The 13,897-nt window shown below is 64.3% G+C and carries 15 protein-coding genes and 2 pseudogenes; 6 read left to right on the forward strand and 11 right to left on the reverse strand.

The genetic code is table 11. The features are described 5' to 3' along the window. Nucleotides 1-39: 39 nt before the first annotated feature. The 9 genes and pseudogenes from BKG60_RS02545 to BKG60_RS02580 form a co-directional block, all read right to left on the reverse strand. Nucleotides 40-744, reverse strand: a complete 705-nt coding sequence (locus tag BKG60_RS02545) for a hypothetical protein (protein WP_075909155.1) — start codon at nucleotides 742-744, stop codon at nucleotides 40-42. 3 nt (nucleotides 745-747) lie between these two features. Continuing rightward, nucleotides 748-990, reverse strand: a pseudogene (locus BKG60_RS32755) (DUF2510 domain-containing protein); the annotation flags it as partial. Beyond that, the gene (locus BKG60_RS32275; RefSeq protein ID WP_242671541.1) at nucleotides 878-1,456 is read right to left on the reverse strand and encodes a hypothetical protein; all 579 of its coding nucleotides are present in this window, start codon (nucleotides 1,454-1,456) and stop codon (nucleotides 878-880) included. The gene BKG60_RS32275 and the pseudogene BKG60_RS32755, both read right to left, overlap by 113 nt. A gap of 99 nt (nucleotides 1,457-1,555) precedes the next feature. Beyond that, complete coding sequence (locus tag BKG60_RS02555) at nucleotides 1,556-1,873, reverse strand: type VII secretion target (protein WP_075909156.1); 318 nt, start codon at nucleotides 1,871-1,873, stop codon at nucleotides 1,556-1,558. Between the two features lie 110 nt (nucleotides 1,874-1,983). After that, on the reverse strand, nucleotides 1,984-2,607 hold the full coding sequence (locus BKG60_RS02560; RefSeq protein WP_070185544.1) for a CYTH domain-containing protein: 624 nt from the start codon (nucleotides 2,605-2,607) through the stop codon (nucleotides 1,984-1,986). A 37-nt stretch (nucleotides 2,608-2,644) separates the two neighbouring features. Then, nucleotides 2,645-3,313 carry a GAP family protein gene (locus BKG60_RS02565; protein WP_070185545.1) on the reverse strand — a complete coding sequence of 223 codons (669 nt, stop codon included), beginning with the start codon at nucleotides 3,311-3,313 and terminating at the stop codon, nucleotides 2,645-2,647. Between the two features lie 140 nt (nucleotides 3,314-3,453). Next, on the reverse strand, nucleotides 3,454-3,960 hold the full coding sequence (locus BKG60_RS02570) for a hypothetical protein (protein WP_070185546.1): 507 nt from the start codon (nucleotides 3,958-3,960) through the stop codon (nucleotides 3,454-3,456). After that, complete coding sequence (locus BKG60_RS02575; RefSeq protein WP_075909157.1) at nucleotides 3,957-4,283, reverse strand: type VII secretion target; 327 nt, start codon at nucleotides 4,281-4,283, stop codon at nucleotides 3,957-3,959. Before BKG60_RS02575 ends, BKG60_RS02570 begins: the two co-directional genes overlap by 4 nt. Nucleotides 4,284-4,292: 9 nt before the next feature. Beyond that, nucleotides 4,293-5,060 carry an EspA/EspE family type VII secretion system effector gene (locus BKG60_RS02580; protein WP_070946369.1) on the reverse strand — a complete coding sequence of 256 codons (768 nt, stop codon included), beginning with the start codon at nucleotides 5,058-5,060 and terminating at the stop codon, nucleotides 4,293-4,295. Between the two features lie 46 nt (nucleotides 5,061-5,106). Here BKG60_RS02580 and BKG60_RS31055 point away from each other — a divergent pair, with 46 nt between their 5' ends. Continuing rightward, nucleotides 5,107-5,988, forward strand: coding sequence for a DUF2510 domain-containing protein (locus tag BKG60_RS31055; RefSeq protein WP_165617830.1), 882 nt, complete (start codon nucleotides 5,107-5,109; stop codon nucleotides 5,986-5,988). 116 nt (nucleotides 5,989-6,104) lie between these two features. After that, nucleotides 6,105-8,651, forward strand: coding sequence for an ATP-dependent chaperone ClpB (gene clpB / locus BKG60_RS02595; RefSeq protein WP_070185548.1), 2,547 nt, complete (start codon nucleotides 6,105-6,107; stop codon nucleotides 8,649-8,651). A gap of 53 nt (nucleotides 8,652-8,704) precedes the next feature. On the opposite strand, the gene BKG60_RS02600 is transcribed toward clpB, so the two are convergent. Together BKG60_RS02600 and BKG60_RS02605 are read right to left on the reverse strand one after the other, a co-directional pair. Beyond that, nucleotides 8,705-9,784, reverse strand: a complete 1,080-nt coding sequence (locus tag BKG60_RS02600) for an NAD(P)H-dependent amine dehydrogenase family protein (protein ID WP_070946370.1) — start codon at nucleotides 9,782-9,784, stop codon at nucleotides 8,705-8,707. Continuing rightward, a complete protein-coding gene (locus BKG60_RS02605; protein ID WP_070946371.1) occupies nucleotides 9,781-10,806 on the reverse strand; it encodes a Rieske 2Fe-2S domain-containing protein in 1,026 nt (341 codons plus the stop codon). The genes BKG60_RS02600 and BKG60_RS02605 overlap by 4 nt, the downstream gene beginning before the upstream one ends. A gap of 70 nt (nucleotides 10,807-10,876) precedes the next feature. Here BKG60_RS02605 and BKG60_RS02610 point away from each other — a divergent pair, with 70 nt between their 5' ends. The 4 genes and pseudogenes from BKG60_RS02610 to BKG60_RS31845 form a co-directional block, all read left to right on the forward strand. Then, nucleotides 10,877-11,521 carry a TetR/AcrR family transcriptional regulator gene (locus BKG60_RS02610; RefSeq protein WP_070185551.1) on the forward strand — a complete coding sequence of 215 codons (645 nt, stop codon included), beginning with the start codon at nucleotides 10,877-10,879 and terminating at the stop codon, nucleotides 11,519-11,521. A 59-nt stretch (nucleotides 11,522-11,580) separates the two neighbouring features. Further along, the gene (ttfA, locus tag BKG60_RS02615; RefSeq protein ID WP_070185552.1) at nucleotides 11,581-12,447 is read left to right on the forward strand and encodes a trehalose monomycolate transport factor TtfA; all 867 of its coding nucleotides are present in this window, start codon (nucleotides 11,581-11,583) and stop codon (nucleotides 12,445-12,447) included. 30 nt (nucleotides 12,448-12,477) lie between these two features. After that, entirely contained in the window at nucleotides 12,478-13,368 is an 891-nt protein-coding gene (locus BKG60_RS02620; RefSeq protein ID WP_070946372.1) for a hypothetical protein, read from the forward strand. Beyond that, a pseudogene (locus BKG60_RS31845) lies at nucleotides 13,361-13,771 on the forward strand (TrmH family RNA methyltransferase); the annotation flags it as partial. The gene BKG60_RS02620 and the pseudogene BKG60_RS31845, both read left to right, overlap by 8 nt. Between the last annotated feature and the right edge of the window lie 126 nt (nucleotides 13,772-13,897).

Below are 13,897 nucleotides of genomic sequence, written 5' to 3' on the forward strand. Positions count from 1 at the left end.
CATGGCAAAGAGCGTTGACCGTCTCCGGAGCGACCTCATTCACCGGGAAAAGCGAGACAACGGTGCATCCGACGGAAGGTCGTCGTAGAGAAAGTGCGCAAATGTTATGGCCAACATCAGGGCAGGCATCGGCGGGGAGGTGGGGTGCGCGCAGTCGAGCCGGTAGTTGAAGGTCCTTCCTGTCAATCTGAGCGCGCGTGTCAGCTCGGATTGGTTCGGCTGACTACGCACTCGCCCGATCTCTGCACTGCTGTTGTCGTGGATGGGCGCATCGAGTTCCAACGGGGTGAAGTAGGGGATATGGCTGCGTATTTTTGTGTTGCCCAGGCGTTGACCCTGGTACTCGAGATCGACAGACATCCAGGGCGTTCGTAAGTACTGCCAGTATGAGTTCGTTTGACGGAGACAGCCGAGTTCATGGCCGGCATGGTCGTGAACTTGCAGGCAGTGGCGGCGCCGGTACAACGGGCCAGTAGAACGAGTGAACCGTAGTAGTTGGATTCCGTTGGGCCGAACCACCTCGAACTCGATCTTGTAGAGTGCCGCCGCACCGTACCCCAGCGGGAATTCTCCCAGCGGCTGGATCAGCGCCAGAGGCTGCCCTTTGGGGTTCGTGATCGAGCAGCGAATATCGGAGCCCGATCCACCGCGGATTGGCTGCAGGAACAGAGTGGGTTCCCCGAACGGGTAGCCACCCGACGACACAGGCGGAGCAGGTAATGGTGCCGGGGTATCCGGCTGCATCGGCGGACCAGGTGCTACGTGGGCTGTCCACTGCCTGCCGTCAAAGTACCGGAGATGCTGTGCGCTCCACGGGTCGGTGAACCACCCCGCCTGCGCGGACGGGGCCGGGAATTCGTTGATGATGGCTCCTCGGTCAGTCTTCCGGCTCCGAGTGCCGCGCGATGAGCGCGAGGTCGGCCTCGTCGGCCTGGTCCGGGGTGGCGAATGGCATGTTGGTCTCCACGAAATCCCGTGCGTCGCGCAGATCCATGCCTTGCTCGACGAACATGTTCACCACCCCGACGTGCACAACCGCAGAAGCCCTTTTGGCCGCCACGCCCGCCACGACGCGGATCTCTTCAGCCAGTTGGGATTCGGTCAGGGTGGTCACTTTCGGATCCAGGTCGACGTGAGCGACCGACCCGCCGAGGTAGGCCGTCACGGCGACCGTACCGGGAGGGTTGATCGCCTGGATTACGGGAGTCTGCTCTTCGTCGGTGGCATCCACCGCATCGCTGGCATCGAAGACAAAGTCGTCGTCTACTGCCTCGTGACGGTGGTAGTCGTGGACGGCATCGAGGTCTGCAACGTTGTCGATGTCGTCAGCGGTGTAATCCGGCAGGGCATCGAGTCCGGACGCGTCATCGTCGAGATTGGGTGTGTCGAAGTCGAGCGCATCCAAACCTGCGGCGTCGGAGTGGGAAAACTCATCGTCTGGATCGTGTGTCGTCACGTGTCTACGGTCCCGATTCTGGTCGACGGCCTGGCGTGAGCTGAGATGGCTGGCTGACCGAAGGCTACCCGTTCGAAAAGCCGCCTAACGGCAGGGGCGTCAGCGCGGATGCATCTCTTTACTCAGCGTGCCGGCTCCCTTTGCGTCCGTCTGGTCGTACCGTGACGCCGCGAGCCCGAGCCGGCTCGACAGGCTGGTCGAGACCGAGTTCATTCCAGCGCACGCAGCAGCGCGTGCGCTTTCTGCAGCCGCGACGGCCGCGGTGGCTGAGGCGCAGACCGTGCCGTGATTGACCATCATTGACGTGCTGACACCGTGAGATGCGGCAGCAGCCGCGAGAATTTCTTGAGCGGCGGTGTTTTGTCGCTCCGCAAGTTCGAGCACGTGTGAGGTAATCACTCGCAGTTCGCCGGACATGTTTGGTCTCCTCGTGACTGGGCGCAGTGCCGTAACGGGAGCCTAACAGCGCTTTGTAGCACCGCCTGGCACCAATTTCGAAGCTAGCGACAGCCGGGACCGAGCGCCGCTCACCTGCCTTCGAAGTGATTGTGTCCCAAGGTGTCGACGAAACTGGGCCCGCGTCGTTCGAGTTCATTCAGATACACCTCGGCCCAGGTGCTGAATGGTTGATGTGCCAGATATTCATTGCGGAACCGGTCGTCTTCGGACACCTCGGAAACGCAGAACGATGGAATCGCCAGATCGACTACGGGACCGCCGCGTTCGACTTCGGAGAGCAATAGCGGCGCGTTTCGCCCGAGGAACTGGTCGATGATCCAGCCGTCCTCGCCCAGCCACATCGAGTAGCGAACCTTTGCGATCACGTGTTCGGATCGACCGACGATCTGGGCGGCGACCAACGGATCGAGTTCGCGTTCGGCCTCGTATCGGGTGCCGCCGACGGCGGGGCCTTTGGCGGTCATGGTCCCGAGCGATTCCTCGCCCAGTGCCGCGACGAGCTCTGCGGGCGTGGCCTCCAATTTCGCGGGCGCAGGCCCTTGTACCCGGACGCGCACCGCGTAGCCGTCGGATGCGAACAGATATGCCTGCACGATGAGGGCAGGCGTGGGATCCGATGCTGCCGCTGCGGGCAATTCGCGGACAAAGAACTTCCGCTCGAATTCGAAATCACCGAAACCGGATTCGGACATGCGCACACCGTAGCCGGTCCCGCGCCGAATGCGTCGCCTATAGGGCGTGAATTCCCTTGTAGAGCACGAGGAGACCGATTACGACGAGAATGGCAGCAACCAACACCGCGTGGTTGCGTTCCATCCATTCCTTGAGTCGGGCCAGCGCGGGATCCAGACGCTGGCCCGACACCGCGTAGGCGAGGATGGGGAGGGCGACGGTCGATCCGGCGGCCAGCACGAAGTACAGCCCCGCCGCCCATACTCCGGGTTGACCGAGGCCGGCGGTACCGATCGCCAAACCTGCCGCCACGCAGATGAACAGCACTTTGGGGTTCACCACGGTGAGTACCGCGCCGGCAGCACCTGCCCGGGCGGGCGTGAGCTTGCTCAGGCTGGCCATCCACTTGGGACTGTGCTCTGACTTGGCCCGGGTGAGGTAGCGGTACGCACCGAAGACGATCAAGGCGGCGCCGACCACGATGCGCAGCCACGACGCCCATGTCGGGGGTTCGTCGAGCTGGCCGAACAGCCCGGAGACGCCGACGAAGATGGCGGTCAGCGCGGTAAGTCCGAGGAACCATCCGGCGAGGAACGACAGCCCGGCCGGCCGGGGGCGGGGGCTGTGCAGTACCAGTACCGCGGGAATGATCGACAGTGGCGAGAGGGCCACCACCATGGCCAGCGGGATGAGTTCGGTGAATACCGAACCCCAGCTTTCCGTCATGGCCGCCCTTTCGATGCAGTATCCGACGCATTGTTCGAGCAAAAACCTAGCAACACTGAGGCTCTGAGTTCGCCCATCGGCCGCGACTGCTCACGTCGGCCGGCTGCAGTGTGTCGAGGGCGGCTGCGGCAAGTAAGCGGTCAGTCGGGCCGAAGGTGCCGAGATGTCAGGTTGGCTTCCGCGGCTACTGCCTCATCGGGTGTCGGCAGGCCCATCCGATCGTGGACAATTTCCCTGATCGAGTCAGCATCCTGACCCTGTATCCGCAGCAGGCCCGCTACGAGTTCATACTGGGCCGATTGTGCTTTTGCAGCGACGACATCGGCGACGGCGAGAATTTCCGCCGCAAGTTCGTTTTCAGTCATCGCTGACGTCTGGGGCGCCAGGTCCACCTGATGGATGGAGCCGTTGAGTAGCGCGGTAACCGTGACGGTGCACGATAGGTTGGCTGATGAGAAGGTTATGTCAGGAATGCTTGCGGCGTCGCTCTTAGGATCTGCGTCTTCCTCATTGAGGGTGGCGTGGGAGGACTGATAGTCGAGTGCTGCGAGGCCACAGTCATCGTCGTAGGAAGCCCCGTCGTCGTAGAGATCGAAAGCACTCAAACCGGACTCGTCATCGTCGTACGGCTCGTATTGATCGGTCATCGCACTCGGGGGCGAATCTCGTCGTTGATCTCGTCGCGATGGTGCTCGTCGACGGCTACATATCGCGATGCAGCGGTATTGAGGTTTGCTTCGTGCGCTTGAGAGGTGGTCTCGATTGCGATGCAGGCTTTCCTGCGTGCCTCGGCAACCCTGGCGGCGGCCGCAGCAGCGGCGCTGCAGGCGCTTCCGTGAGTATGCTCCACCGCTTGCGCTGTCTGATCGACCAGCGTTGTTGCCTGTGAGACCTGCGCTGCGGCGGTGCCGTGCTTATTCGCCAGCTCGCGCAAATGATCTGGCGTAACCCACAGTTCGCCCGAGGACATGGTCTGCTCCTACATCTGGGTTGGGTAACACTCGGCAGCAATCCGTTCATAGATCATGGCCGCCTCGTCCATGGTCCTTGCGGAGCGTGCGGAATGATCGGACAGTTCGTTCATGTACCAAATGCATGTGGGTACCGCTACACCCACTACGGACGTCTCTATTCCCATCGAGATGCCCTTGCCGACTCGGGGGATAGCCCTCGCGGCAAGTGCAGGAGCAATGGCGTTCCCCATAATCGTGGCGGCGTTGTTGAGGATCCGTCGAGTGTTGTTCACGGCGCCGGCTTCTGACGAGATGGCCATTAGTACGTCAAGGTCTGCATCGGGCATTCTGCGTGCTCGGCTCTTCTGGGCTTCGTTCGCCGCAGCGTACGCATCGGAGGCGTCCCCAAGCCAACTGGCATTGGGGAATGCTGATTCCAGCCCATCTGCGATCTCGTTGAAGCGCTGAGCACTCTGACCGTAGCCGTCGCCATCTTCTGTCTTGTTCGTCCAGCCGCACTGGTATTGCATGGCCAGGACTACGCTCAGGCCGCCCGCGATGATATGAGTCTGCTTAGCTCTAGGGAGCATGCTTTGCGCAACCGACTCGACTTCTCCTAGGTCGGACGCCGCATTCCATAGCGAGTCGACCCCATCCTCCCGGACTGTCTCAATCGTCGAAAACAGGCTGGATACCGCTTCTCCGGCCTGGCCTACGGGGCCGAACGGATCAGCCGTCTGCATGAAATGGCCGAGTTTCTGCATGGCGTCGGTGTATGTGTCGAACAGGCCCACGGGCGACCTCCTCCTCCGCGCAGACCGACCATATCAGGGCGTCAAAGTGCAGATATTCACCAATTTTCGTTGGATTGCGTACGTTACGGTGGTATCGCGCCGGCGGGTTCGACTTATCGACATGGTGTGGGGAGGGGCCATGACGCTGCCACAGTCAGGTTGGTTCGCCGACCCGTGGAATGGGGGCCAACTTCGCTACTTCGACGGACGCCGCTGGACCGGCGATGTGGCGGCTCCCGAACGCGTAGCGGGTTTTCCGCTAGGGCAGCGCAGCATGGTCTTTCGCACGGCGGCCGGCCGTTCGCAGGGGGCACTGTGCTGTTGGGTGACGGGCGATCGTGGTGTGCACGTCGCCACGATCACGTCACGCTCTCGCCTTCCGTCGCTCATTGGCAGGGATACCAGGACACTCGTATTCGACGTGGTCGAGCCCAACGGTGTGCCGATGCTGACCCTCACGCGGCACGGAGGCGCTCGGGAACTCCGGATCACGGTTGAGGACCCCGATGGAGCGCATCTAGGTCAATTGCGCCAGATCAGTTCAGCGGGGCGGCAGTTTCGCACGGGCCAGGTTACGTTGGCGGTGGAAAGTGGACAGCAGCACGTAGCCACCGCCGACCTCGGCTTTCGGCCCAGCGACAACCGATATGCCGATGTCCAGGAGTCGATCTTCGACGCATCTGGCACGGTCATCGCCACGTTAGCGCGACAGGGTCGGTTCACCGCGAGCCTCGACCTCACCGGTGCTCGTCGCGAGAGCTCTTTTGCCTACAAATTGGACTGTGCGCTGAGGCTTGCGGAGCCGGTGCCCACCCTGCTGCTGGCCACAGGGTTCACCTACTACTTGTGTGACCGAATCGCGGATGGAGGCTTTTTCGGCGCGATCAGCCGATACGTCCTTCAACCGTCGTGGGAGCGGCACTGGTAGACGTTCAGCTGGTCGGGGCAGCTCGAGAAAATTTTTAAAGTTGAGCGGAACAGACTCAACCTTGACTACGTTGTACATCGCGACAAGCATTTTCTCTATCGGAAAAGGGAGGTGTCGTGGACTCGTTCAACCCGACGACCAAGACTCAGGCGGCGCTGACCTCAGCGTTGCAGGCGGCCAGTTCCGCAGGCAATCCGGAGATCCGGCCCGCCCACCTATTGATGGCATTGCTCACCCAGAACGAGGGCATTGCCGCACCCCTGCTCGAGGCCGTCGGCGTGGACCCCGCGACGATCCGGACCGAGGCGCAGCGGTTGCTCGACCAGTTGCCCAGCGCCAGCGGCGCCAGCAGCCAACCCCAACTGAGCCGGGAATCGCTCGCGGCGATCACCACGGCCCAGCATCTGGCCACCGAGATGGACGACGAGTACGTCTCCACCGAGCATCTGATGGTCGGCTTGGCCACCGGCGACTCAGAGGTCGCCAAGCTGCTGACCGGGCACGGCGCCTCGCCGGAAGCGCTGCGTGAGGCATTCACCAAGGTGCGCGGCAGCGCCCGTGTCACGAGCCCGGACCCCGAGGGTAGTTACCAGGCGTTGGAGAAGTACTCCACGGACCTGACCGCTCGTGCCCGGGAGGGCAAGCTGGACCCGGTCATCGGGCGCGACAACGAGATTCGTCGTGTCGTGCAGGTGCTGAGCCGTCGCACCAAGAACAACCCGGTGCTCATCGGTGAGCCCGGCGTCGGCAAGACCGCGATCGTCGAGGGCCTGGCCCAGCGCATCGTGGCCGGCGACGTGCCGGAAAGCCTGCGGGACAAGACCGTCATCAGCCTGGACCTGGGCTCGATGGTGGCCGGCGCGAAGTACCGCGGCGAGTTCGAGGAGCGCCTCAAGGCTGTGCTCGACGACATCAAGGAGTCGGCCGGTCAGGTCATCACGTTCATCGACGAGCTGCACACCATCGTCGGCGCCGGTGCCACCGGTGAGTCGGCGATGGACGCGGGCAACATGATCAAGCCCATGCTGGCCCGTGGTGAGCTGCGCCTGGTCGGTGCGACCACGCTCGACGAGTACCGCAAGTACATCGAGAAGGACGCTGCCCTGGAGCGCCGGTTCCAGCAGGTGCTGGTCGGTGAACCGTCGGTCGAGGACACCGTCGGCATCCTGCGCGGCCTCAAGGACCGCTACGAGGTGCACCACGGTGTGCGCATCACCGACTCGGCTCTTGTTGCCGCTGCGACTCTTTCGGATCGCTACATCACCGCGCGGTTCCTGCCGGACAAGGCCATCGACCTGGTCGACGAGGCCGCGTCCCGGTTGCGCATGGAGATCGACTCCCGGCCCGTCGAGATCGACGAGGTCGAGCGGCTGGTCCGTCGCCTCGAGATCGAGGAGATGGCGCTCGAGAAGGAAGAGGACGACGCGTCCAAGGAGCGCCTGGAGAAGCTGCGCGGCGAGCTGGCCGACTACAAGGAAAAGCTCGCTGAGCTGACCACTCGTTGGCAGAACGAGAAGGGCGCCATCGACGTGGTCCGTGAGCTCAAGGAGCAGCTGGACAGCTTGCGCGGCGCCGCCGACCGGGCCGAGCGCGACGGTGACCTGGCCAAGGCTGCGGAGTTGCGCTACGGGCGCATACCCGAGGTCGAGAAGAAACTCGACGCCGCACTGCCGGTGGCCGAGGCCCGCGAAGACGTGATGCTCAAGGAAGAGGTCGGACCAGACGACATCGCCGAGGTGGTCGAGGCGTGGACCGGCATTCCGGCCGGCCGGATGCTCGAAGGCGAGACCGCCAAGCTGCTGCGCATGGAGGAGGAGCTGGGCAAACGCGTCATCGGTCAGAAGGCCGCGGTGACCGCGGTGTCGGATGCCGTGCGCCGTTCGCGCGCGGGTGTCGCCGACCCCAACCGACCCACGGGTTCGTTCATGTTCCTGGGCCCGACCGGTGTGGGTAAGACCGAGCTCGCAAAGGCGTTGGCGGAGTTCCTGTTCGATGACGAACGCGCGATGGTCCGCATCGACATGAGCGAGTACGGCGAGAAGCACTCGGTGGCTCGGTTGGTCGGTGCGCCTCCGGGATACATCGGCTATGACCAGGGTGGTCAGCTGACCGAGGCGGTACGCCGGCGTCCGTACACCGTGGTGCTCTTCGACGAGATCGAGAAGGCCCACCCGGACGTGTTCGACGTGCTGCTGCAGGTGCTGGACGAGGGGAGGTTGACCGACGGCCAGGGCCGCACGGTCGACTTCCGCAACACGATCCTGATCCTGACCTCCAACCTGGGTGCCGGTGGCACCGAGGAGCAGGTGATGGCCGCGGTGCGGGCGGCGTTCAAGCCCGAGTTCATCAACCGGCTGGATGACGTGATCATCTTCCACGGCCTCGAACCCGGCGAGCTGGTCTCGATCGTCGACATCCAGCTGCAGCAGCTGCAGAAGCGGCTGGCGCAGCGCCGGCTCACGCTCGAGGTGTCGCTGCCGGCCAAGCAGTGGCTGGCGCAGCGTGGCTTCGACCCGCTCTACGGTGCCCGGCCGTTGCGCCGCCTGGTGCAGCAGGCCATCGGTGACCAGCTGGCCAAGATGCTGCTGGCGGGTGAGGTGCACGACGGCGACGTGGTGCCGGTCAACGTCGGCGCCGACGGTGAGGGTCTGGTGCTGGGCTGACCCGATAGTGAAAAGCTCCGCCACACAACAGGTGTGGCGGAGCTTTTCACTTGCTAGATGTTGAACCGGCCAGCGAAGCCGCGCAGCGGCACGTCGGCGCTCGTCAGCAGCCCCGGCGGGGCCTTGACCACCGAGGCGATGGCGTTGAGGGCGGGCAGCCCGGTCACCGTCATGCCGATCGAGGCGAACGAGTCCGGGTCGGACAGATCCACGCCGGGTTTCGGGAAGATCATGTGCTTGTTGTAGACGCACGGATCGCCCTTGATCTGAGTGATGTAGCAGCCCTTGATATCCCAGCTGGGATCGGTGTGCGGGGTCATCTGCCATTCCAGGTGGGTCTCGACGCGTGGCACACCGTCGACCAGGCCCTGGTACTTGATGTAGTTGCCGCCCAACGATCCCTTGGGCAGCGTGTACCAGCCCAGGTCGACGTCTTTGGTGCAGGCACCGAGCTCATAGCTGAACTTGACCTCGTCGAGCTCCAACCCGAAGCAGTCGGCCATCATCAGGACGCTGTCGGCGAACACCCGGGTGTACTTCTCCAACTTCGACGGGATCGACGGATCGTCGACAGGCATGCCGTAGCCGACCTCGATCCAGGTGTCCTTGCTGTGATGGCATGAGACGTCGACGGATTCGATGGTGGTGACGTTCTCGATCTCGGCGACATCGGCCGAACACACCACGCCCAGGATCTGGTTGACGCCGGGGTTCATGCCGGTGCCGTAGAACGTCGACCCACCTTTCTCGCACGCCTCGGCCAGCAGTTGTGACACCGGCTTGCCGGACGGGTGGGGATGGTTGGTGTCGCGGTGCCAGCCGGTGATCCAGTCGGCGGTGGTGACGATATTGATACCGGCCTCAAGCACTTTCACGTAGAGGTCCTCGTCGGGGAATACGCCGTGAAAGGTCAGGACGTCGGGACGCGCCGCGATGATCTCGTCGACAGAGCCCGTCGCGGTCACTCCGATCGGATCGATCCCGGCGATCTCACCGGCGTCGCGACCCACCTTTTCCGCTGTGTAGCAATGCAATCCGATGAGCTCCAGGTCGGGGCGCTTGCCGATGCGCTTGATCATCTCGGTGCCGACGTTGCCGGTGGCCACCTGGAATACACGGATCTTTTCGGTCATACGGTGTCTGCCTCTCGTGCCAGGTCCGCGGCACTACCGCCGAGACCGTCCGGATAGAACTGCATGGCCCACTTGCGGATTGCGGTGAAGCCCTCGTACTCGGCGGTCGCCAGCGCCGGGGGATCGGAATAGCGCTGGTGCGACCAGATGTGGATGTCCTGGGTGAACTGGCGGATCACCTCATCACCGAATTCTTCTGCCCGCTGGGCGGCACGAGGGCTGTCCTTGCCGGGGGTTCGGCCGATGTAGACCATGAACCGAACGTCGGAGGTGGACTCGTCGACGGGGGTGACCGCTGAGATGGTGCGGTTGTCGATCATGCCCCAGCTCTTGGTCACGGCGATGCCCAGACCGCCGTTGATCGCCTCGACGCCGCTGCTCACATCGTCGATCGACTGTTGATCGTCGCCCTCGAAGGTGATGGTGAAGTCGACGTAGGAGATGGGTGCGGCGAAGTCGTGGCGGGTGAACACGGGCACGATCGGGGTCTGGTGCACGAACTTGAAGTGCGCGAAGTCGACGCCGTTCTCCAGGACGTACTGCGGATGCAGCTCGAGTCCTTCACGGAACAGCCGCTGCTGGGGGTAGTAGTCGGCGGCGCTGCTGCCGTCGGCGAACGACGCGAACACGTCCGGGGCGTCGAAGAACGGCTCCCGCCCTTCGGTGTCGTGCCAGATGTAGATGGCCTCGTTGCGCTCCACCACCGGGTAGGTGCGCATGCGGCGTCCGCGGTTGGGCCGGTCCTGGTACGGGATGCAGACGTTGCGGCCCTCGGCGTTCCATTGCCAGCCGTGGAACGGGCATTGGATGACCTCGCCGACCACGTGGCCGCCGAACCCCAGGTGAGCGCCGAGGTGTTCGCAGAAGGCGTTCATGACAGTCACCTGCCCGGATTCCGAGCGCCAGGCGACCATCTCCTCGCCGAAGTACTTCATGGCGTGCACGGCCCCGGCGTCGACCTGGTCCGACCAGGCGACTTGGAACCAACCTGTCGGCTTCATCGACAACGGAGGTTTGGCCATGACGCGAATGGTAGGAGGTTCTGTGAAAGTTTGGAAGAGGGTTCTGTGAAAACGGGGTAGCCTGTCGAAGATGACCGACGCCGACGTCGTTGCGCGCCGCACCAACCGGCGCGGGGAAGCCACCCGGGAGAGCATGCTGGAGGCCGCGCGCAAGGCCCTGGCCACCGGCGACCCGGGTGCGGTCTCGGCCAACCGGATCGCCAAGGACATCGGCGCGACCTGGGGCGCCGTGAAATACCAGTTCGGTGACATCGATGGGTTCTGGGCCGCCGTCCTGCAACGCACCGCCGAGCGCCGCGCCGGCATGCTGAGCCACCACGACAACACTGCGCCGTTGCGTCAGCGCGTCGCAGGCATCATCGACCTGCTTTACGACGGATTGACCGCCAGCGACTCCCGGGCGATCGAGAACCTGCGTGCGGCGCTGCCGCGGGACCATGCCGAGCTCGAACGGCTCTATCCGAAGACCGCGGCCGAGCTGTCGTCATGGGGGCAGAGCTGGCTGCAAACCTGCCAGCAAGCCTTCGCCGACCTTGACGTCGACCCCGAGCGGGTCCGTGAGGTTGCCTCCTTCATCCCCGGGGCGATGCGCGGCATCACCTCCGAGCGGCAACTCGGTACGTATACCGACCTCGACGTGGCCCGGCGCGGACTCACGAATGCGATCGTCACGTACCTCGAAGCACCCCGGTCACGGCGCTCTGATCACCAGTGATCGGGTTGTGACCTCACAAGGCTGGGGCATTCCGGCGGTCAACAAGTAGGCTATGCCCGATGGTCCCGCTCTGGTTCACGCTGTCCGCACTCTGTTTCGTGGGTGCGGCGGTGCTGCTGTACGTCGACATCGACCGTCGACGTGGGTTGGGACGGCGCCGCAAGTCGTGGGCGAAGTCGCATGGCTTCGATTACGAGCACGAGTCGAACGAGATCCTCAAGCGCTGGAAGCGCGGGGTGATGTCGACCGTCGGTGACGTCACGGCCAAGAACGTCGTACTCGGCCAGATCCGTGGCGAGGCGGTGTTCATCTTCGACATCGAAGAGGTGGCGACAGTGATCGCGCTGCACCGCAAGGTCGGCACGAACGTCGTCGTCGATCTGCGATTGAAGGGCATCAAGGAGCCCCGCGAGAGCGATATCTGGCTGCTCGGCGCGATCGGCCCGCGGATGGTGTACTCCACCAACCTCGACGCCGCTCGCCGCGCCTGCGACCGCCGGATGGTCACGTTCGCCCACACCGCGCCCGACTGCGCCGAGATCATGTGGAACGAGCAGAACTGGACGCTCGTCAGCATGCCGGTCACGAGCACCCGCGCCCAATGGGACGAGGGGCTGCGTACCGTGCGCCAGTTCAACGATCTGCTCCGCGTGCTGCCGCCGCTTCCGCAGAACGGTGTGGCGCCGCAGTCGGGTCAGGGCAGCCAAGCTGCGCTGGCGCGTCGCGCGGGTTCGCCGAGCCGTCCGTTGGCCCCGACCCCGGCCGGGCGTCGGGAGCTACCTCCGGGCCGGGCCGACGCGGCCCCCGGACGTGGTGACATCAGCCGCTACACGCAGCCGCGCCAGGAGCCCGGCCGTCCGGACGCGATTCGTCGGACTCCGCCACCGGCACGCAACGGGCGTCACGCCCCGCACTACCAGCGCTAGCGGGCGCAACAGAACTTGGGTGCTGTAGCAGTGCGTGCGCTGATCGCCGCGGTGATGGCGGTATTTCTCGCCGTCACCACGGGCTGCACATCCGATCAACCGGCGCGCACATATGAAGCGTCGACAGCTGTGTTCGGTGATTCGCTGGACATTCTCGGCTGGCATCTGAAGCTGTCGGATCTGCGGTTCGACTCCGAACGTGTGCTGGTCGACGTCGAGGGCTCTGCCTCGGGCGACACCCATGCCAAACCCGAGGACATCCGGTTCGGCCTGTACGGCGCGCTGGCGCATCCGATCGAGGCAGATGCGCTGCACGGCTGTGACGGCATCGCCGACCTGGGGCTGCGGCCGCTGTCTGCGCCCGCGCCTGACAAGCTCAGCGGCACAGTATGTTTGGGACCGCAGCGGGACCAGAGTCAGGTTCGCGGGGTGTATGTGTACTCGCCGCGTGAGCGCATTGCCGGCACCACCATCGCCTACCCGGCCGCTTTCCCGGTGGGGGTGCTGCCCACGAACGTCAACGATGCGGGCGTCACCATGAGGTCCACCAGCGTCGACGCGTTCAGTGCCGATGGAGGGCAACTCGCCCCGGCGGCGATGGGCGACCCCACCGCATTCAACGGCAAGGGGTACATGCTTCTTGGTCTCCAGATCGACGGTGCGGCAAAGCGTTACGCAGACGATGCGGCGGAGCGCGGCGGTCCGCTGATGGTGGTGGCCGGCCCGTCGCTGCCGCCGCCCGGACTCAGCCGCGCCTGCTCGGCATACGGCTCGTCGGTGCTGATCCTGCCGGAGGCCTCACGTGACGCCGTCAACGTTCGGGCCTCGCTGTGTACGCAGGGAGAGATGACCGCTGCCCTGTTGTATGCCTCGGTTTCGGTGATCGGCACCCACGCTGCCCTGTGGACCACCGGTGGCTGAGGCCGTCGGCCCCACCGAGTGGGGACAGTCCCCGGGAGTGGGACCGTGGGAGGGTCCGTTGCCCGACGGAGACGACGCCACACGGTATGACGCCGAGCTGCTGAGCGCCGGGGACACCCGCAATGTCGTTGACGCCTACCGGTATTGGACCAGGGAGGCGATCATCGCCGATATCGATCGCCGGCGGCATCCGCTGCACATCGCGATCGAGAATTTCGGCAACGATGCCAACATCGGTGCGGTGGTACGTGCCGCGAACGCCTTCGCCGTCGACACCGTGCACATCGTCGGTCGGCGCCGGTGGAACCGGCGGGGCGCGATGGTGACCGACCGCTACCAACGGCTGCACCATCACGACACCACCGCCGAACTTCTGTCCTTCGCCGCTGACGCCGGCTTGACTGAATCGCCCTGGTTTTGCCGGAGGCTCGGGCTATTGGATTGCGACCAGTGGTTGGTCGGTCCGTTGTGCATCGTAGAACGTGGCTTCGTACTCGGCGGGTGGGACGTCGTTGAGGTAGCCGTGTAA

Source organism: Mycobacterium syngnathidarum, assembly GCF_001942625.1.
GTDB lineage: Bacteria > Actinomycetota > Actinomycetes > Mycobacteriales > Mycobacteriaceae > Mycobacterium > Mycobacterium syngnathidarum.

Bases quoted from the DNA above. Each gene is read 5' to 3' on its own strand.
- BKG60_RS02545 (WP_075909155.1), bottom strand. From the start codon at position 744: ATGCAGCCGGATACCCCGGCACCATTACCTGCTCCGCCTGTGTCGTCG.
- BKG60_RS02555 (WP_075909156.1), bottom strand. From the start codon at position 1,873: ATGTCCGGCGAACTGCGAGTGATTACCTCACACGTGCTCGAACTTGCG.
- BKG60_RS02560 (WP_070185544.1), bottom strand. From the start codon at position 2,607: ATGTCCGAATCCGGTTTCGGTGATTTCGAATTCGAGCGGAAGTTCTTT.
- BKG60_RS02565 (WP_070185545.1), bottom strand. From the start codon at position 3,313: ATGACGGAAAGCTGGGGTTCGGTATTCACCGAACTCATCCCGCTGGCC.
- BKG60_RS02570 (WP_070185546.1), bottom strand. From the start codon at position 3,960: ATGACCGATCAATACGAGCCGTACGACGATGACGAGTCCGGTTTGAGT.
- BKG60_RS02575 (WP_075909157.1), bottom strand. From the start codon at position 4,283: ATGTCCTCGGGCGAACTGTGGGTTACGCCAGATCATTTGCGCGAGCTG.
- BKG60_RS02600 (WP_070946370.1), bottom strand. From the start codon at position 9,784: ATGACCGAAAAGATCCGTGTATTCCAGGTGGCCACCGGCAACGTCGGC.
- BKG60_RS02605 (WP_070946371.1), bottom strand. From the start codon at position 10,806: ATGGCCAAACCTCCGTTGTCGATGAAGCCGACAGGTTGGTTCCAAGTC.
- BKG60_RS02610 (WP_070185551.1), top strand. From the start codon at position 10,877: ATGACCGACGCCGACGTCGTTGCGCGCCGCACCAACCGGCGCGGGGAA.
- ttfA (WP_070185552.1), top strand. From the start codon at position 11,581: ATGGTCCCGCTCTGGTTCACGCTGTCCGCACTCTGTTTCGTGGGTGCG.